The following is a 16,587-nucleotide window of genomic DNA, read 5'->3' as shown; positions in this document are numbered from 1 at the left end:
AAACCCCAACGCAAGAATGGGCATGGCGATGTTGGGGTTTGCACCCCAACCTACTGGCCGGTCCGGAGCGTTGACGCAATGGGGGAGCGAGCAGGCGTGATTACCGACGCACTGCACAGCTTCTCCAACAAGGCTTCTTGCGCCGAATGCGGCTTGTCCTCACCGGGTGTGGCGCGCGTGTATTGGCCGCCGCTGTCCAGCAACCAGGCGTCCGTGTTGTCTGCCAGGTAATTGGCCAGCGTTTCCTCATACACGCGCGTTGCGAGCTGCGGATCGAGAATGGGGAAGGCTACTTCGATGCGTCGTATCAGGTTTCGTTCCATCCAGTCCGCGCTGGCGCAGTAAAGCTCTGGTTTGCCATCGTTGGCGAACCAGTACACGCGGCTGTGTTCAAGGAAGCGCCCCACGATCGAGCGCACGCGGATGCGTTCGGAAATGCCGGGCAAGCCCGGGCGTAGCGTGCAGGCGCCGCGCACGATCAGGTCGATCTCCACGCCCGCCTGCGCTGCGGTGTAGAGCGCTTCGATCACATGCGACTCGTTCATCGCGTTGAGCTTGGCGACGATCCGCGCTGGCTTGCCGTTGCGTGCGTGCGCGGTCTCCCGTTCGATCTTCTCCACCACGTTCTTGTACAGCGTGAACGGCGAGTGCAGCAGGCGCTTGAGGTTGATCATCGGCCCAAGGCCCGAGAGCTGCTGGAAAATCTTGTGCAGGTCTTCGCCGAACTCCGGATTGGCCGTCATCAGGCCGATGTCGGTGTAGAGACGGCTGTTGGCTTGATGGTAGTTGCCGGTGGAAAGGTGCACGTAGCGACGCAGGTGGCCATTCTCGCGCCGCACGATCAGCATCATCTTGGCGTGCGTCTTGAAGCCCACCACGCCGTACACCACCTGCACGCCGGCTTCCTGCAGAAGTGTGGCGAAGCGGATGTTGGCTTCTTCATCGAACCGCGCGCGCAGTTCGATCACCACGGTGACGTCCTTGCCGCTGCGTGCAGCCTCGATAAGCAAGTCCACCAGCGGGGTGTCCTTGCCGGCGCGGTACAGCGTCTGCTTGATGGCGAGCACGTCCGGATCCTGCACGGCTTCGCGCAGCAGATCGACCACGGCGTTGAAAGATTCGTAGGGATGATGCAGCAGGATGTCGCGCTGGTTGAGTACGTCGAAGATATTCCGTCCACCGCTCAGCGCTGCGGGCAAGGCTGAGGTGAAGCGTGGAAATTTCAGCGCGGGATGATCAAGTTCGTCGTAGACCAGCCCGGCGCGGATGATGTTGACCGGGCCGTTGCAACGATAGACGTCGCTTTCTTCGAGCTGGAAGTTGTTGATCAACATCGACACGATCGACTGCGGGCAATCGACGCCGATCTCCAGCCGTACCGGACGCGCATAGCCGCGGCCGTGCAGCTCTTCCGCCAGGGCGCGGGCGAGGTTCTCGACTTCTTCCTCTTCCACGATCAGCTCGCTGTTGCGGGTGACGCGGAATTGATAGGAGCCGGCGACCTTGAAGCCGGGGAACATCATGTCGACGAAGGCTTGCAGCAACTCGGCCAGGAACACGTAGTGATCGCCGGGGCCGCATACCTCGTTGGGAATGCGGATGATGCGTGGCAGCGAACGCGGTGCGCGCACCAGCGCCATGTGGCCTTCGTGACCGAAGGCGTCACGGCCTTGCAGCACCACCGCGATGTTCAAGGTCTTGTTGAGGATGCGCGGGAATGGATGCGCGGGATCGAGTCCCAGCGGCGACAACACCGGCAGCACTTCGTTTTCAAAGTAGCCGTGCAACCAGCGGCGCTGGCGCGGCGTCCACTGCGAGCGCGTGAGGAAGTGGATGTTCTCGGCAGCCAGTGCCGGGCCGAGTTCGTCCTGCCAGGTGGTGTATTGCGCGCTGACCAGATCGAGCACGCGTTCGCGGATGCGTGCCAGCAGATCGCCGGAAGGGATGCCGTCAGGACCGGGTGCGGCCGAACCGAACTGGTGGTGATGCTTGAGCATTGCCACGCGCACTTCGAAGAATTCATCGAGGTTGTTGGCCACGATGCTGAGATAGCGCAGGCGTTCCAGCAGCGGAATGCGGGTGTCGCGCGCTTGCGCCAGCACTCGGAAATTGAACTCAAGCGTGGCCAGCTCACGGCTCAGGAACAGCTCGGGCTGGGGCGTTTCGACAATAGCGGATTGGGTGGCTTGGCGACGCGGCATCCACACATTCTTACTCAGGAGCCGGTGTTGCGCCTATGTGTTTGTAAGAAGCTGTTCAACGTTTTGTAATGCGATGCGGACCCAGCCTGTTCACTCCGGCCGGGACTCCTGCGTTTCCGGCCCCATCAACCGCTCACGGCCAAAGCAGCACGTAAAGGTGGAACCCTGGCCCGGCGTGCTGCGGATATCCAGACGCGCCTGATGCAAGCCAAGCACGTGCTTGACGATGGAAAGTCCCAGGCCCGTGCCGCCGCTGTCGCGCGAACGACTGGAGGAGACGCGGTAGAAGCGTTCGGTAAGGCGTGACAGGTGATCGGCAGGAATGCCGTAGCCGGTGTCGGTGACCGAATAGTTGGCACCTTCCGCCGTGCGTTCCCAGCGAATGGTGATGCGCCCGCCGGTGGGCGTATAGCGCACTGCGTTGCTGACCAGATTGGACAACGCGCTGTGCAGATCTTTCGGCGAACCGAGCAGGTCGATGTTCGCCATGTTTTCCACGGTAATGCTGTGGCGTCCTTGGCTTAGCGCTTCGGCTTCCTTGCGCAGCGTGGCAAGCAGCGGTGCCATCGGCACGCGTTCTTCGCTGACGTGATCCTGCGTTTCCAGGCGCGACAGCGTGAGCAGGTCTTCCACGATCTGGCCCATGCGCTTGGATTGCGCGCGCATCTCGTTGAGCACGGGCGCCAGGTGCGGTACGTCTTCTGGATCGAGCAGTTCCAGATAGCCGTGAATCACGGTGAGCGGCGTGCGCAATTCATGCGACACGTTGGCCACGAAATCGCGGCGAATCTGTTCCAGCCGCGACATGTGACTGATGTCGCGCGCCAGCAGCAAGCGTTGGCGTGCGCCGAACGGCAGCAAGGTCACGTTGATGTGGCGGCTGGGTGCGCCCGGTGCGCTGACGTCGTTGAGCGGCTCAGGCGAGGGTTCTTCCAGCCAGCCAGCCAGTTCGGAGTTATGCAGGCGTTCCTTCAGCACCACGCCACGATCTTGCGGGCGGCGCAGGCCGAGCAGGCTTTCGGCGGCATGGTTGAACCACCGCACGTGCTGCTCCTGGTCGAGCAGCACGATGGCGTCCGGCAGGCTGCCTGCGGCACGGCGTAGATCATGCAGATTGGCGGCTAGGCGTCGGGAGCGCATCATGAATCGGTCATGCCGGGAGGGGTCGGAAGTACCAACCGGGGGGGCGGAGGGTAAGCTCATGATGGGCTTAGGAATGTGACGCAAATGCGTCAGCAGCAAGACAATCTCTGCTATAGCGACCAGCGCCACACCGGTGGCCACGTGACCACCCGCCAGCCAGCCGCCGAAGGCGCCCACGACCAGCCCCCCGGCCAGCGCGAGGGGAAGTTTCCAGGCGCTTTCGACCAGGTTTTTCATCAGGGCTTTGCCTCAGGGGCTCGCCGAGAAACGATAACCGGCGCCTCTTACCGTTTGCACCATGTCCTCGAGCTTCCACGGCTCGAGTGTCTTGCGCAGGCGGCGGATATGCACGTCAACCGTGCGCTCTTCCACATACACGCTGCCGCCCCACACATGGTCGAGCAATTGCGCGCGAGAGTAGACGCGTTCCGGATGGGTCATGAAGAAATACAGCAGGCGGTATTCGGTGGGACCGATCGGCACCGGCTCGTCACCGGCGAACACGCGGTGCGCCGGACCATCGATGCGCAGGCGGCCAAGTTCCACCATGCCCGAACCGTCGTCGCCCTGGCTGCGCCGCAGCACGGCCTTGATGCGGGCGATCAGCTCGCGGGTGGAGAAGGGTTTGACGACATAGTCGTCCACGCCAGCTTCCAGGCCATTCACACGATCCATTTCCTCGCCGCGCGCGGTGAGCATGATGATCGGGATCTCGCGACTGAGTTCTTCCTTGCGCAGGCGGCGGGCCAGGTCCAGGCCGCTGGTGCCGGGCAGCATCCAGTCGAGCAGGATCAGATCCGGCACCTGTTCGGCGATGGACATTTGTGCCGTGCGTGCATCGGCCGCTTGTGCGGTATCCATGCCGGCCTTGCGCAGGGCGAAGGCGACCATGTCGCGGATGGAGGCTTCGTCTTCAACAATCAGGATGCGTTTGTGCACGCTCAGGTCCGGAGGGGTGGCCTATGACGCAAATATTGCAGCGGTGCAATGTTACGAGCCTATGACAGCTTGTGAAAACAGTGTCTTGGCGCGCATTTGAAGCCCTTCGCAGGTGGGACTGCCCAGCCTATTGGCCATTCGCCCCCATGCTGAAACAAAGCCTGCCCTTGCAACCCGAACCGAATTGCTGCTGCGTTTGACTGGTGCCATCCGGATTGTCATCCGTGGATACGCGCCGCTTGCGCAGCTCCATCACCAGCGGAGTGAGTTCGGCGATGTGCGCCTGGATGCGGGCGCGGGCGTAGTAGTCCAGATCGTTGCGCTTGAGCAGGGTCTTGAGCTGCTCCATGGCATCGAAGGGTCGTCCGGAGAGGTAGCTGGCCTGGGCGTAGGCCTCGCCAGCACGCACCTTGTCACCGGCCTTTTCGCTGGCGCGGGCATAGGCGGTGAACAGGCTTGGTTCGTCCGTGTCTTCCAGCATCGGGCGCAGCAGCTGGGCGGCCTGGGTGGCCTGTTCGGTGCTGCCACCAAAGGTGAGCGCATTGGCGTAAGCCACGCCGACGGCCTTGTTGCGCGGGGATTCGGTGTTAAGCGCAGCGTAGATATCCAGGGCGGCACCGCGTTCACCGGCCTGCAGGCGCGCATCGGCCATGGCCAGGCGAATGATCAGATTGTCAGGAGACTTATCCAGCAGGGGCTGCAACTGAGCGACGGCCTTGCCGCCCTGGCCACTGCGCGTCAATGCCAGCGCATAGCCGTAGTGGTTCTCCGGGGTGTTGTAGCGGCCATCCTGGCGGCCGAGCAGGCCTGCGTAATAGTTGGCCATGCGATAGGCGTCGTCGGACAACACGCGCACGCGCTCACGCATCAGCAGGTAGGTGTTGGGGCCTTGGCCTGAGCTGCGCTTGGCAGGGAGCAGGGTGGTCGGATCTTTGACGTAGGCGATCGGAGCGGTCTGCTGTGCCCAGCGGTTCTTGTCGAGCAGGTTGCCGCTGGGTTGCAGCTTTTGCGCGGCAATCAGCGTGCCGGCGCGTGCTTTGGCATCGCTGATGCGCTCGGCGGTGACCGGGTGGTCTTGCAGCAGGGAAGGCACCTGGAAGCCACCGGAGTCGGCGCTCATCTCATCTTCCATGCGCTGGAAGAAACCGGCCATGGCGTTCGGGTCGTAACCGGATTTGGCCAGCGTTTCGATGCCGGTGCGGTCCGCCTCGGCTTCGTCCTTGCGGGTGAAGTTGATTTCCTTCTGCATCAGCACGCCCTGGCCGCCGAGCAAGGTGGCCGCCGCGGCCTGCCCACCGGCTGCACCGCCCGCGGCGATCGCGCCCAGGGCGATCAGCGCCATCAGTGGCGTGTCCTTCTTGGCCGATTCGTAAGCGCGCTGCAGATGGTTTTGCGTGATATGGCCGATTTCGTGTGCCATCACGGCAGCCAGCTCATCTTCGTTGCGCGTGATGACGATCAAGCCGGAGTCGATGCCGATGTAGCCGCCGGGTGCCGAAAACGCATTGATCACCGGGTCCTTGGCGATGAAGAAAGCGAAGTGGTCCTTCGGCTTGGCTGAGTTCGCGACCAGGCGGAAGCCAAGGTTATTGATGTAGTCATCCAGTAGCGGGTCGTCCACCACCATGTCCAGCGCACGCATCTGCTGCAGCATCATGGCGCCGTAGTCCTGCGCTTCCTGTGGTGTGATCAGTGCGTTGGCCGAGCTGCCGAGATCGGGTAGGCGGATATCGTCGGGCTTGTCTTGCGCGCCCGCGGCAAAGGCCACGCTGGCGGCGGCCAGCGTGATCAGCAGGCGTTTACGGAGATGGCGATGCGGTGTGGTCATAGATGAACGACAATATCACTGAGACCGTTCGACAGTGTGTCAGTTCAGCCCCGAACGGGTTGCTTTCATCAGCGCTGCCGCCATTTACGGCGCAAGTTATTCCGGAGTTTCGTGATGCCCAAGATCGAAGTCTATTCCACCGCGGTATGCCCGTACTGCGTAGCCGCCAAGAACCTGCTGAAGGCTAAAGGCCTGGCGTGGGAAGAGGTGATGGTGGATACCGATCCGGCCCAGCGCGACACCATGCTCCGGCGCAGCGGTGGGCGTCGCACCGTGCCGCAGATCTTCATCAACGATCAGCACGTGGGTGGTTATGACGACCTGGTCGCCGCCGATCGCAGCGGCAAACTGGCCCAATTGCTGGGAGCCGCCGCATGAGCTCCGAGAAGGATCGCGTCGCCGAATTCACGGCTTTCCGCCAACGCATGAACGAACGGATTCTGGCGGAAGACAACCAGGTGGTTCGCCGCTTTTTTGCGCTGGACACACAGACCTACAAGCCCGGCGCGCTGGATGTGAAGACCAAGGAGATGCTCGGCCTGGTCGCTTCGATGGTGCTGCGTTGCGATGATTGCATCAGCTATCACATTGCGCAGTGCAAGGACGTGGGCGTGACGCGCGATGAATTCTTTGAAGTGTTCAGCGTGGGCCTGGTGGTGGGTGGATCGATCGTGATTCCGCATTTGCGACGGGCGGTGGATTTTCTGGATCGGCTGGAAGGTGGTACTGCGGTCGGGCAGGCGGAAGGTTGCGGCGAGCACGATTAATCGAATGGCCTTCTCGGCGCAGGGGCTAAAAGAGCCTTGAACCGTCGTCCCGGCGAAAGCCGGGACCCAGTGCCTTTCAAGCGGGAAAAGCAAAGTCGCTGGGTCCCGGCTTTCGCTGGGACGACGAATTTGAGGTTTGCGCGGGGAAATCCTTCATTCGAATTGAAGCAACGCTCCATACGAGCATTTCCAACGCCTGCCAGCCTTCTCAGGCTGTTCGCCGACAGGCGCATCAGGGATAATTGCGCAGTTTTCAGCCAGGCGCCTTCCCCTGCGTGCCGGCATCCCCGCTTCATTCCCCAAGGAGTTCCCACCATGAGCAAGACCATTGCGGTGATCCCGGGCGATGGCATCGGCCCGGAGATCATGGCCGCCACGCTGCACGTGCTCGACGCCCTCGATTGCGGTCTCACCTACGACACTGTCGAAGCCGGCATGATCGCGCTCGAAAAGCAGGGTGACCTGTTGCCCAAGCCCACACTCGATGCGATCGCCAAGCATAAGGTGGCGTTGAAGGGTCCGCTGACCACGCCGGTGGGTGGCGGCTTCACCTCGATCAATGTCACGCTGCGCCGCCATTTCGATCTCTACGCCAATGTGCGTCCGGCGATCAGCTTCCCCGGCACCAAGGCGCGCTACGACAACATCGACATCATCACGGTGCGAGAGAACACTGAAGGCGCGTACCTCTCCGAAGGGCAGACGTTGTCGGAAGACGGCGAACTGGCCACCTCGATGATCCGCGTCACGCGCAAGGGCTGCGCGCGCATTGTGCGCTATGCCTTTGAGATGGCGGTGAAGAAAGGCCGCAAGAAAGTCACGGCCGTGCACAAGGCCAACATCATCAAGACCGCGTCGGGCCTGTTCCTCAACGTGGCGCGCGAGATTGCGAAGGATTTTCCGCAGATCGAGTTCAACGAGATGATCGTGGACAACGCCTGCATGCAGTTGGTGATGCGCCCCGAACAGTTCGACGTGATCGTCACCACCAATCTGTTCGGCGACATCTTGTCGGACCTGTGCGCCGGACTGGTTGGCGGTCTCGGTCTTGCACCGGGTGACAACATTGGCGAGCACGCAGCGATCTTTGAAGCGGTGCACGGCTCTGCGCCTGATATTGCTGGCAAGGGCATCGCCAATCCGTGCGCGCTGCTGCTGGCCGCGGCCGACATGATCGATCACCTGGGCATGGTGGAGAAGGGCACCAAGCTGCGTGAGGCGATTCGCGACACGATGGCGAATGATCGCGAACACGTCACGCCGGATATCGGCGGCAAGGGCTCGACGCAGAGCTTTGGCGAGGCGATTGCGAAGCGGGTGAAGGCTTAATTGTTGTATTCCCCTCTCCCTTTGGGAGAGGGGCTTGATGGTCTCGCGTGGCGTCAAGCCACCTTGCGCTCCGGCAGCTGATAGTCCGGCTCCTTCTTCGATGGAATCGCAATGCGATTCCAGCTGTTGATCAGGATCACCAGCAGATTCAGATCCATCAGTTCCTTCTCGCTGAACTGCGCACGCGCCTGTTCGTAGACGTCATCCGGCACGCCGTGAACCGGATCAAGCCGCGTCACGGCTTCGCACCATGCCAGCGCCGCACGTTCGCGATCACTGTAGAACGGCGTTTCGCGCCATGCTTGCAGCACGTACAGGCGCTGCTCGGTTTCGCCATCGGCGCGTGCTTCCTTGCTATGCATGTCCATGCAATAAGCGCAGCCGTTGAGCTGCGAAGCGCGCATCATCACTAAATGCGTCAGGCTTTTTTCAAGGCCGGATTTGTCGATGTGCGCCTTCATCGCGAACAGCGGCTTCAGGGCTTCGGGATAGGTTTGGTAGGAAAGACGTGACATGGAAGGGTCCTCGTTTGGGCGGCCATTGTTGGCCGTTTCAATGCAAGGACGAGCCACCCAGCCATTTCGTGACAGCAGCCAGACGGGCCAATTTTTCGGGGTTGCGCAATACCTGCAGGGAGACGATGCGATCGTTGTCGCATTCGATCCAGATGGCCGTGGTCAGCTGGCCATCTACCCAGGTCAGCAGCGCAGGCGCACCGTTCACCGTCTGCAGCTCCCGATGTACATCGTGGCCTTGCTCCTTCTTGTTGATCTGCACATACAACCGTGCGATGCGCTCGCTGCCCAGCAGCGGCCGCAATGTCGCGGAGACCAGGCCACCGCCATCGGCGACGTGCATGGCATCTTCGGCAAGCAGAACGCGCAGGTTTTCCTCGGTGGGATGCTGCAGCGCTTGCGCAAAACGTTCGAGCAGATACCGCTGGGTTTGTGCGTTGGTGGTGAAGCGAGCACGCTCTTCGCGTAGCCGCTGCTTGGCGCGATGCGTGCGCTGGCGGCATGCTTCTTCCGTGATGCCGAGGATGATTGCCGCTTCCGCATGGCTGTAGTCGAACACTTCGCGCAGCAGGAATGCGGCCCGTTCTTCCGGGGTGAGTCGTTCGAGCATCAACAGAAACGACAAGGTGAGCGTTTCAGCCTGCTCGGCTTGGGTGTCCGGTTGTTCTTCCGCGTCGATCAGTGGCTCGGGCAGCCACGGGCCGGTGTAATGCTGGCGCTCTACTTTGGCTCGGCGGAGCCGGTCCAATGCCAGGCGAGTCGTGACGGTGACTAGCCACGCTTCAGGATCATCCAGGCTGACTTTGTCCTGCGCATGCCAGCGCAGCCATGCATCGTGCAGTACGTCTTCGGCATCCGCCTGCGTACCGAGCATGCGATAGGCAAGGCCCAGCAGGCGGGGGCGGTGTTTCTGGAAGAGTTGGGTGTGCGCATCCATGGTCGTTTCCGGTGAGGGCCTACAGCCAGGACGTGGAAGACAGCTGAAATGTGACGGCCTCAGTGCACGAATGGCCAGGGGGCGAGAAACACCAGCCAGATAAAGATCAGCATGCCGACGTATTTCACCGCGCGGAACAGCTTCGGATACTTCTTCTTGAACGCACGGCTGCGCTCGCGGCTACGCTGGTTGAGTGCGAACATGCGATTGACGAAGCCGGTTTTCTCTTCCGGCGATTCGGTATTCGGCGAGGCGGTGATCTTGCCCATAAAGGCCCCCACGCGATGATTGATGGCGCCCATCAGCCGCGTGCGCAGCGGACGTTCGACATCGGCGAACAGGATCACGCGCGTCTGGTCGGTCTTGTTTTCCACCCAGTGCACGTAGGTTTCGTCGAACACGATGTCCTTGCCGTCGCCCCAGGCATGTTCTTCGCCGTCGACGAAAATGCGGCAATCGCGCGAGTTCGGCGTGATCAAGCCGAGGTGGTAGCGCAGCGAACCCGCGAACGGATCACGATGCGGATTGAGTTTGCTTTGCGGTGCCAGCGTGGCGAACATCGCCGCTTTGACGCTGGGAATGGCATTGAGCAGCGCCACGGTCTTTGGGCACAGCGTTTCAGCTGAGGCCAGCGGCTCGCCGTACCACTTCAAGTAGAAGCGCTTCCAACCCTGTTTGAAGAAGCTGTTGAAGCTGGCGTCGTTGTGTTTTTCGGCGGCGCGGATATGGCCTTCGTCGAACAACTGCAGCGCTTCGTCGCGGATCGTTTGCCAGTTGTCTTTCAGCAGGTCCAGTTGCGGAAAGCCGTTGCGATCCAGGATCGGCCGCGCCGGTACGGCCGAGAAGGCGTACATCAGGAGGTTGTACGGCGCGAACACGGCGGAGTGATCCACCAGCTGGCGATCGAAGCGCAGTCGCGCGCGGCCGCGCAGATGTATCAGCAGCACGCACAGCACGAAGGCCAGCAGCACGTAGAGGATGATGAATCGGGGGCTGAGGAAATCCATCGTGAAGGCGGCTTTAAGGGAATGGCCTGGATATGGGGCCGGATGGCCGCTAGGCAATTTTACGGCAAATGTTGCTTAGTGATGGAGAACGTAGGCCGTACCGCTACCCGGGCGGTAGCCGTTTTTCAGTGCGCGTTGTACGTAGGCTACGGCCCGGCGTACCGCCTGGCGTGGCGTTGCGCCCTTGGCCAGTTCCGCGGCGATCGCCGAGGCCAGCGTACAACCTGTGCCATGGCCTTCTCGTGGAAGACGGGCGTGGCGGATTTCCATCGTGCCCTCCTTGTCGAAATAACGGTCGATCACTTCATTGCCGCGGCCATGACCACCTTTGAGCAACACGCCGCGCGCGCCAAGCGCGAGCAGGGCGTGCCCGGCCTCCGCAAGTTGTTTCGTCGTGCGCAGCCGATGGCCCAGCAAGGCCTCGGCTTCGGGCAGGTTGGGCGTGAGCACGTCGGCCAGCGGAATCAGGTGTTTGATTACCGCCTCGATCGCATCTTCATCCAGCAAGCGCGAGCCGCTGGTCGAGATCATCACCGGATCGATCACCACCCATGCCGGCTTGCGTTTGCGCAGTGCCTTCGCCACCAAGCGCACCGTCGCCGCGTTGCCCAGCATGCCGGTCTTTACGGCGGCGATGGGGAAATCATCGAATACAGCCTCGATCTGGCTGCGGATATGTAAGAGCGGTACCGGGTGCACGGCGGTGACACCGCGGGTATTTTGCGAGGTTATGGCGGCGATGGCGGAGAGGCCGTGCACGCCATGTGCATGGAAGGTTTTCAGATCCGCTTGAATACCGGCACCACCACCGGAATCGGAACCGGCGATGGTGAGGGCGATGATTGGCTGGTTGGGAACTGCCACGCTCTTTGCTCGTCATTCCGGCGGAAGCCGGAATCCAGTTAAATAAACCCGTGCGCAAGCACACGACATAAAAAGGTTTTGCGTGCTTCGCACATCGTACTTGACTGGATTCCGGCTTTCGCCGGAATGACGATTTGCCCTGAAGGGCATCCCGGCGAACATCGGGATGCGCCTTCGCATAGCGAAGCATTACAACGCCTCGGACGCAAAATCCGCCAACCGCGAACGCTCGCCACGCCGCAGCGTGATATGTGCCGAATGCGCCCAATGCTTGAAGCGATCGACTGCATACGTCAAACCCGAGGTGGTTTCGGTGAGGTAAGGCGTGTCGATCTGCTCCACATTGCCCAGGCACACGATCTTGGTACCAGGACCCGCGCGCGTAATCAGCGTTTTCATCTGCTTCGGCGTGAGGTTCTGCGCCTCATCGATGATCAGATAGCGCGACAGAAAGGTACGTCCGCGCATGAAATTGAGCGAACGGATCTTGATGCGCGAGGCAAGCAGGTCGTTGGTGGCCTGCCGTCCCCAACTACCGCCTTCTTCCGGATTGGCGAGCACTTCGAGGTTGTCGGTGAGCGCACCCATCCACGGCGTCATCTTTTCTTCTTCGGTGCCGGGAAGAAAACCGATGTCTTCACCAACCGACACGGTGGCGCGCGTCATGATGATTTCGCGGTAGCGCTGTTGATCCATCACCTGCGCCAAACCTGCCGCGAGCGCCAGCAAGGTCTTGCCGGTGCCGGCAGTACCAAGCAGGGTGACGAAGTCGACATCGGGATCCATCAGTACATTCAGCGCGAAATTCTGCTCGCGATTGCGCGAAGCAATGCCCCACACGCTGTGATTGGTGTGGCTGTGATCATCGAGTAGCACCAGTGTGGCGCGCACTTCGTCGACATGCAGCACCCGAAGTTCCACGCTGTTGTCGCCGGGCAGAAACAGACACTGTTGCGGATGCCAATCCTCGTCTTTGCGGCGATCGACTTTGTAGAAGGTGCGGCCGCGTTCGTTCCATGATTGCACTTCCGGATGGCGATCCCAGAAATCCTCCGGCAGTTCGGACGAGCCGGTATATAGCAGGGCGAAATCGTCCAGTGCACGGTCGTTTTCGTAATCCTCCGCATCGATGCCATAGATCTTGGCCTTGATGCGCAGGTTGATGTCCTTGGTGACCAGGATGACGGAGCGACCCGGATTTTCTTCCTTCAGCTCGATGACTGCGGAAAGAATCTGGTTGTCGGCCTTGCCATGTCCATTGGTGGTGCGTTGCTGGAAATACAGCCGGCCAACCGCCGCGCCGCGCCTGAGCGAGACGCCTTGGGGGCTTTGCAGTTCCAAGCCATTGCTGATGCCGTGGCCGTTGCCGCGTTCGATCAATTCATTGAGAAAGCGGCTGACCTGGCGCCCGTTGCGGGAAACTTCCGAGGCGCCTTTCTTCTTTTCATCCAGTTCCTCCAGAACGGTCATCGGGATGAAGACGTCGTGCTCCTCGAAGCGGAACAGCGAGGTCGGATCATGCAGCAGCACGTTGGTGTCGAGGGCGTAAATGCGCTTGCTTCCGGTCATGCGGAAGGAACCTCACGAGGCAGGAGGGATGGATTGCGTCACGTAATCGATGGCGATGTGGACGGACGTAAGACTCACCGAGCAGGAATGGTGTCGAGCACCGCCTGGGCATGGCCGGGCACTTTTACGCCCCGCCACTCCGCGGCGAGCTTGCCGTCGGGATCGATCAGGAAGGTACTGCGTACCACGCCCATGTGACGTTTACCGTACAGCACTTTTTCGTGGATCACGTCGAAAGCACTGCACCAGGTTTCGTCCGCATCGGATACCAGCGGGAACGGCAGTTCCTGCTTGCTGGCGAAGTTGGCGTGGGATTTCACCGAGTCGCGCGAGACACCGATGATCTCGGCATGGCGCTTTTTGAACTTGGGATAGAGGTCGCGGAAGTCTTTGGCTTCGTTGGTGCAACCCGGGGTGCTGTCTTTGGGGTAGAAGTAGATGACTACCCATTGGCCTTTCAGTGAATCGAGCTTCAGCGTACTGCCGTCGCCGGTGACGCCTTGCAGCTTGGGGACTTTCTTGCCTAGTTCGGGCATGGGCTCTCCGGTAGCCAGACTTACGTTTAGCAACTGCTGGAGCGGAGACTAGCGCGTGTTATGTGACGGAAACAGCCTTGTCAGATGACTGGAAGCGGCGCATCCTAGAACTTCACCGGGTCCATGATGGCGTCCAGATTCAGGCCATCGCAGAACTCCAGGAAATCATCGCGCAAGGCGGCGATGTGCAATTTGTCCGGTACTCCGATCGTGAACTGCGCCTGGAACATCGCGGCACCCGTCTGCATGGCCTGGTAACGCATGGAACTCAGCTGCTCCACGCTGATGTCGTGGCGGCTGAAGAAATCGACGATCTTTACCAGGATGCCGGGGCGATCGGACGACACCACTTCCACCAGATACGGCAGCAGGTGTCCGCTGGGTTCGCGCAGATTGGTGCGGTAATGCGTAAGACGCAGCTCTTCCTCGCGTGCCAGTTTGGCCAGTGCGGTTTCGAGCTTGGCCACCGCGTCCCAGGCACCGCTGGCGAGGAGGGTGAGTGAGGTATCCGCACCGATGGTGGATACGCGTGCATCGGACAAATTGCAGCCGGCATCGGCAATGCGCCGGGCCAGTGCGAGCAGCGGCGTACGTGTGGCCGGCGTCAGCGTCTGGATCAGCAGTTGATGGTCGTTGCTGGATCGCGCGGAGAAAGGGTTGGTGGACATGGATGGTGGCGACCCCGCGTCGTGCGGGATGACGACGAACGATACGCCAGCTTACTTGCCCGTCCCGCGAGCCCGCAAGTAAGATGCCATGTCCATATTTTGTATTGTGCGGATCGCGCCATGAAGATTCACGGAAGCGTCTGCGCGCTGGTCACTCCATTCGGCTTGGATGGGGCGCTCGACTTGGCGGCATTCGGCCGCCTGCTCGATTTCCAGATCGCGGGCGGCACCCAGGCGGTGGTCGTCGCTGGTTCCACCGGCGAAGCCCACATGCTCGAACACGATGAATACGATCGACTGCTGGCCTTCGCGGTCGAGCATGTCGGTGGCCGTATTCCGGTCGTTGCGGGAACCGGCGAGGCCGGTTCCGCCAAAACCGTAGCGCTTACGAAACGTGCCCGTTCGCTCGGCGCGGATGCCGCGTTGGTGGTAGCGCCGTATTACGTGCGTCCCACGCAGGAAGGCCTGCGCCGCCATTTCCTGGAAGTGGCCGATCACGGTGGTTTGCCGGTCATCCTCTACAACGTGCCTAGTCGTACCGCGTGCGACCTGGCGCCGGAAACCACGGCGGTGTTGCGCGATCACCCTGCGATCATCGGCATCAAGGAAGCGCGCAGCGATGCGGAGCGCATCCGGCACACCGCGGAACTTGTACGGTCGGATTTCGTCTATCTGTCCGGCGACGATGGCAGCGGGGCGCAAGCCATGCTGGCAGGCGCCGCCGGCGTCATCTCGGTGGTAGCCAACCTGGCGCCCAGGGCTTTCCGTGCGTTGTGCGATGCGGCCACGTCGGGTGACCGCGCAGCCACCACGCACTGCAACGCCGCGCTCGAACCGCTGGTGCAGGCGCTCAATTGCGCGCCCAACCCCATCGCGGTAAAGGCCGGCCTGCCGGACCTGGGGCTGGGTACGGCGGTACCCCGCCTGCCGCTGGTGGAACTGGAACAGGGTCCGGCGCGCGAGCAGCTGCGCAAGGCCTTGGCGACTCTGGCATCCTTGGCGGATGCCGCATAATCTGGCCGGCTTCTCAATATCCTTTCGGAACACAACGGAATTCACTACATGAAGAAATCTTCCCTCGCCGTCGCCCTGCCGGCCTTGGTTTTGACTGGCTTGCTCCTTTCGGGCTGCGGCATGTTCCGTTCCGAAAAAGCCTGGCAGACGGCCAAGCAGCAATCGCCGCTGGAAATTCCGCCGGGCATGGATACGCCGAACGCCAGCGCCGCGCTGGTGATTCCGCCGACGGGCGGCAACCAGCCAACCGCGAACGGCGCTACGGCGCGCGTGGGCAATAACGTCGGCACGATCACGGACGGTTTCATCCTGGCCGATACCGTGGACAACACTTATCGTCGCGTGGGCGAGGCGCTGAGCAACGGCGAAATCGGCACGCTGCAGAGCCATGACGATGCTGCGCACAGCTACAGCCTGAGTGTGATGGCTTCCGACCAACCGGCAGAAAAGCCGGGCTTCCTCAGCCGCATGCTGGGTATTGGTGGCGGCCATTCAGCCGGCCCGAACGTGGCGCCGCGCCAAGTCGTGGTTACCGTCAACAGCAGCGGCCAAGGCTCGAGCGAAGTGCGTGCACAGGGCGAGGCGGCGGCCGTGGCCAAAGTGGTCGACAGCCTGAAATCGCGCATGGGTGGCAAGGGTTGAGCAACACGCTCGGCTTGAACGGCCCAAACAAAAACGCCGCTCATTGAGCGGCGTTTTTTTATGTACCGGATCAGCGACGCTCAGCGTTCGAGCAGCTTGATCTTCTCCGGCTTGTTCTCCCATTCCTTGGCATCCGGCAGCGCGTCTTTGCGCACCGTGATCACCGGCCATGCTTCGGCCAATTCCTTGTTCAGCTTGACGAAGTGCTCCTGCCCGGCGGGAACGTCATCTTCCGGATAGATCGCATTGATCGGGCACTCCGGCTCGCACAAAGTGCAGTCGATGCACTCGTCAGGATTGATCGCGAGGAAATTGGGGCCTTCGTGGAACGCGTCGACGGGACAGACTTCGACGCAATCGGTGTATTTGCACTTGATGCAGTTGTCGGTGACGACGAAGGTCATGCTGCCGTGTGCCTACTTATGGATCGGAAAGCCGATCATACTGAATGGGCGGTGGCGCTCCCAACGAGGTTCGAACTCGTGTTCCCGCCTTGAGAGGGCGGTGTCCTAGGCCACTAGACGATGGGAGCGGATTGTTGCGAAGCGCGCTAGTATAGCTGAATTGTCTCGTCCGGCAACGCCTTGAGACAGTGCCCTCGCCTAAGCAGGAATGCTTGCAGGACAAT

The 16,587-nt window shown here is 61.4% G+C and carries 17 protein-coding genes and 1 tRNA gene; 5 read left to right on the top strand and 13 right to left on the bottom strand.

Translation table 11 applies throughout. The features are described 5' to 3' along the window. Positions 1 to 50 precede the first annotated feature (50 nt). The 4 genes from ppk1 to IEX75_RS01915 form a co-directional block, all read right to left on the bottom strand. A complete protein-coding gene (ppk1, locus tag IEX75_RS01930; RefSeq protein ID WP_188792567.1) occupies positions 51 to 2,201 on the bottom strand; it encodes a polyphosphate kinase 1 in 2,151 nt (716 codons plus the stop codon). A 90-nt stretch (positions 2,202 to 2,291) separates the two neighbouring features. Continuing rightward, complete coding sequence (gene phoR, locus IEX75_RS01925) at positions 2,292 to 3,581, bottom strand: phosphate regulon sensor histidine kinase PhoR (protein ID WP_188792566.1); 1,290 nt, start codon at positions 3,579 to 3,581, stop codon at positions 2,292 to 2,294. A 12-nt stretch (positions 3,582 to 3,593) separates the two neighbouring features. After that, positions 3,594 to 4,283: a phosphate regulon transcriptional regulator PhoB gene (gene phoB / locus IEX75_RS01920; RefSeq protein WP_188792565.1), complete on the bottom strand. Its 690-nt coding sequence runs from the start codon at positions 4,281 to 4,283 to the stop codon at positions 3,594 to 3,596. Between the two features lie 127 nt (positions 4,284 to 4,410). Beyond that, positions 4,411 to 6,111 carry a M48 family metalloprotease gene (locus IEX75_RS01915; RefSeq protein WP_188792564.1) on the bottom strand — a complete coding sequence of 567 codons (1,701 nt, stop codon included), beginning with the start codon at positions 6,109 to 6,111 and terminating at the stop codon, positions 4,411 to 4,413. A gap of 114 nt (positions 6,112 to 6,225) precedes the next feature. Here IEX75_RS01915 and grxC point away from each other — a divergent pair, with 114 nt between their 5' ends. The 3 genes from grxC to IEX75_RS01900 all read left to right on the top strand — a co-directional run bounded on the left by grxC (position 6,226) and on the right by IEX75_RS01900 (position 8,207). Further along, complete coding sequence (gene grxC / locus IEX75_RS01910; protein ID WP_188792563.1) at positions 6,226 to 6,489, top strand: glutaredoxin 3; 264 nt, start codon at positions 6,226 to 6,228, stop codon at positions 6,487 to 6,489. Continuing rightward, positions 6,486 to 6,878 (top strand): carboxymuconolactone decarboxylase family protein, encoded by a 393-nt coding sequence (locus IEX75_RS01905; RefSeq protein ID WP_188792562.1) that lies wholly within the window; start codon positions 6,486 to 6,488, stop codon positions 6,876 to 6,878. Before grxC ends, IEX75_RS01905 begins: the two co-directional genes overlap by 4 nt. 315 nt (positions 6,879 to 7,193) lie before the next feature. After that, a complete protein-coding gene (locus tag IEX75_RS01900) occupies positions 7,194 to 8,207 on the top strand; it encodes an isocitrate dehydrogenase (protein WP_188792561.1) in 1,014 nt (337 codons plus the stop codon). Between the two features lie 53 nt (positions 8,208 to 8,260). Here the strand turns inward: IEX75_RS01900 and IEX75_RS01895 are convergent, their stop codons facing one another. The 7 genes from IEX75_RS01895 to IEX75_RS01865 all read right to left on the bottom strand — a co-directional run bounded on the left by IEX75_RS01895 (position 8,261) and on the right by IEX75_RS01865 (position 14,303). Continuing rightward, on the bottom strand, positions 8,261 to 8,722 hold the full coding sequence (locus IEX75_RS01895) for a carboxymuconolactone decarboxylase family protein (protein WP_188792560.1): 462 nt from the start codon (positions 8,720 to 8,722) through the stop codon (positions 8,261 to 8,263). A 37-nt stretch (positions 8,723 to 8,759) separates the two neighbouring features. Then, the gene (gene sigJ / locus IEX75_RS01890) at positions 8,760 to 9,659 is read right to left on the bottom strand and encodes an RNA polymerase sigma factor SigJ (protein WP_188792559.1); all 900 of its coding nucleotides are present in this window, start codon (positions 9,657 to 9,659) and stop codon (positions 8,760 to 8,762) included. A gap of 59 nt (positions 9,660 to 9,718) precedes the next feature. Continuing rightward, positions 9,719 to 10,642: an aspartyl/asparaginyl beta-hydroxylase domain-containing protein gene (locus IEX75_RS01885; protein ID WP_284358307.1), complete on the bottom strand. Its 924-nt coding sequence runs from the start codon at positions 10,640 to 10,642 to the stop codon at positions 9,719 to 9,721. 99 nt (positions 10,643 to 10,741) lie between these two features. After that, complete coding sequence (gene thiD / locus IEX75_RS01880; RefSeq protein ID WP_188792557.1) at positions 10,742 to 11,530, bottom strand: bifunctional hydroxymethylpyrimidine kinase/phosphomethylpyrimidine kinase; 789 nt, start codon at positions 11,528 to 11,530, stop codon at positions 10,742 to 10,744. Between the two features lie 189 nt (positions 11,531 to 11,719). Then, entirely contained in the window at positions 11,720 to 13,099 is a 1,380-nt protein-coding gene (locus IEX75_RS01875; protein ID WP_188792556.1) for a PhoH family protein, read from the bottom strand. A 74-nt stretch (positions 13,100 to 13,173) separates the two neighbouring features. After that, complete coding sequence (locus IEX75_RS01870) at positions 13,174 to 13,635, bottom strand: peroxiredoxin (RefSeq protein WP_188792555.1); 462 nt, start codon at positions 13,633 to 13,635, stop codon at positions 13,174 to 13,176. A gap of 104 nt (positions 13,636 to 13,739) precedes the next feature. Then, positions 13,740 to 14,303 carry a glycine cleavage system transcriptional repressor gene (locus tag IEX75_RS01865; protein ID WP_188792554.1) on the bottom strand — a complete coding sequence of 188 codons (564 nt, stop codon included), beginning with the start codon at positions 14,301 to 14,303 and terminating at the stop codon, positions 13,740 to 13,742. A gap of 120 nt (positions 14,304 to 14,423) precedes the next feature. Here IEX75_RS01865 and dapA point away from each other — a divergent pair, with 120 nt between their 5' ends. Together dapA and IEX75_RS01855 are read left to right on the top strand one after the other, a co-directional pair. Next, positions 14,424 to 15,317 (top strand): 4-hydroxy-tetrahydrodipicolinate synthase, encoded by an 894-nt coding sequence (gene dapA / locus IEX75_RS01860; RefSeq protein ID WP_188792553.1) that lies wholly within the window; start codon positions 14,424 to 14,426, stop codon positions 15,315 to 15,317. A gap of 48 nt (positions 15,318 to 15,365) precedes the next feature. Further along, positions 15,366 to 15,959, top strand: coding sequence for a hypothetical protein (locus tag IEX75_RS01855; RefSeq protein WP_188792552.1), 594 nt, complete (start codon positions 15,366 to 15,368; stop codon positions 15,957 to 15,959). A gap of 80 nt (positions 15,960 to 16,039) precedes the next feature. Here the strand turns inward: IEX75_RS01855 and fdxA are convergent, their stop codons facing one another. Further along, positions 16,040 to 16,363: a ferredoxin FdxA gene (fdxA, locus tag IEX75_RS01850; RefSeq protein WP_188792551.1), complete on the bottom strand. Its 324-nt coding sequence runs from the start codon at positions 16,361 to 16,363 to the stop codon at positions 16,040 to 16,042. A 52-nt stretch (positions 16,364 to 16,415) separates the two neighbouring features. Then, a tRNA-Glu gene (locus tag IEX75_RS01845) sits at positions 16,416 to 16,491 on the bottom strand. Positions 16,492 to 16,587 lie beyond the last annotated feature (96 nt).

The sequence above is a fragment of the Dyella nitratireducens genome (genome assembly GCF_014642835.1).
In the GTDB taxonomy this organism is placed as follows: domain Bacteria; phylum Pseudomonadota; class Gammaproteobacteria; order Xanthomonadales; family Rhodanobacteraceae; genus Dyella_B; species Dyella_B nitratireducens.
Note: the sequence above shows the minus strand (reverse complement) of the source record. Positions and strands in the feature narration are given on the sequence as shown.

Coding starts and splice junctions, on each gene's coding strand:
- ppk1 (WP_188792567.1), bottom strand. CDS start 2,201: ATGCCGCGTCGCCAAGCCACCCAATCCGCTATTGTCGAAACGCCCCAG.
- phoR (WP_188792566.1), bottom strand. CDS start 3,581: ATGAAAAACCTGGTCGAAAGCGCCTGGAAACTTCCCCTCGCGCTGGCC.
- IEX75_RS01915 (WP_188792564.1), bottom strand. CDS start 6,111: ATGACCACACCGCATCGCCATCTCCGTAAACGCCTGCTGATCACGCTG.
- grxC (WP_188792563.1), top strand. CDS start 6,226: ATGCCCAAGATCGAAGTCTATTCCACCGCGGTATGCCCGTACTGCGTA.
- IEX75_RS01905 (WP_188792562.1), top strand. CDS start 6,486: ATGAGCTCCGAGAAGGATCGCGTCGCCGAATTCACGGCTTTCCGCCAA.
- IEX75_RS01900 (WP_188792561.1), top strand. CDS start 7,194: ATGAGCAAGACCATTGCGGTGATCCCGGGCGATGGCATCGGCCCGGAG.
- IEX75_RS01895 (WP_188792560.1), bottom strand. CDS start 8,722: ATGTCACGTCTTTCCTACCAAACCTATCCCGAAGCCCTGAAGCCGCTG.
- sigJ (WP_188792559.1), bottom strand. CDS start 9,659: ATGGATGCGCACACCCAACTCTTCCAGAAACACCGCCCCCGCCTGCTG.
- IEX75_RS01875 (WP_188792556.1), bottom strand. CDS start 13,099: ATGACCGGAAGCAAGCGCATTTACGCCCTCGACACCAACGTGCTGCTG.
- IEX75_RS01870 (WP_188792555.1), bottom strand. CDS start 13,635: ATGCCCGAACTAGGCAAGAAAGTCCCCAAGCTGCAAGGCGTCACCGGC.
- IEX75_RS01865 (WP_188792554.1), bottom strand. CDS start 14,303: ATGTCCACCAACCCTTTCTCCGCGCGATCCAGCAACGACCATCAACTG.
- dapA (WP_188792553.1), top strand. CDS start 14,424: ATGAAGATTCACGGAAGCGTCTGCGCGCTGGTCACTCCATTCGGCTTG.
- IEX75_RS01855 (WP_188792552.1), top strand. CDS start 15,366: ATGAAGAAATCTTCCCTCGCCGTCGCCCTGCCGGCCTTGGTTTTGACT.
- fdxA (WP_188792551.1), bottom strand. CDS start 16,363: ATGACCTTCGTCGTCACCGACAACTGCATCAAGTGCAAATACACCGAT.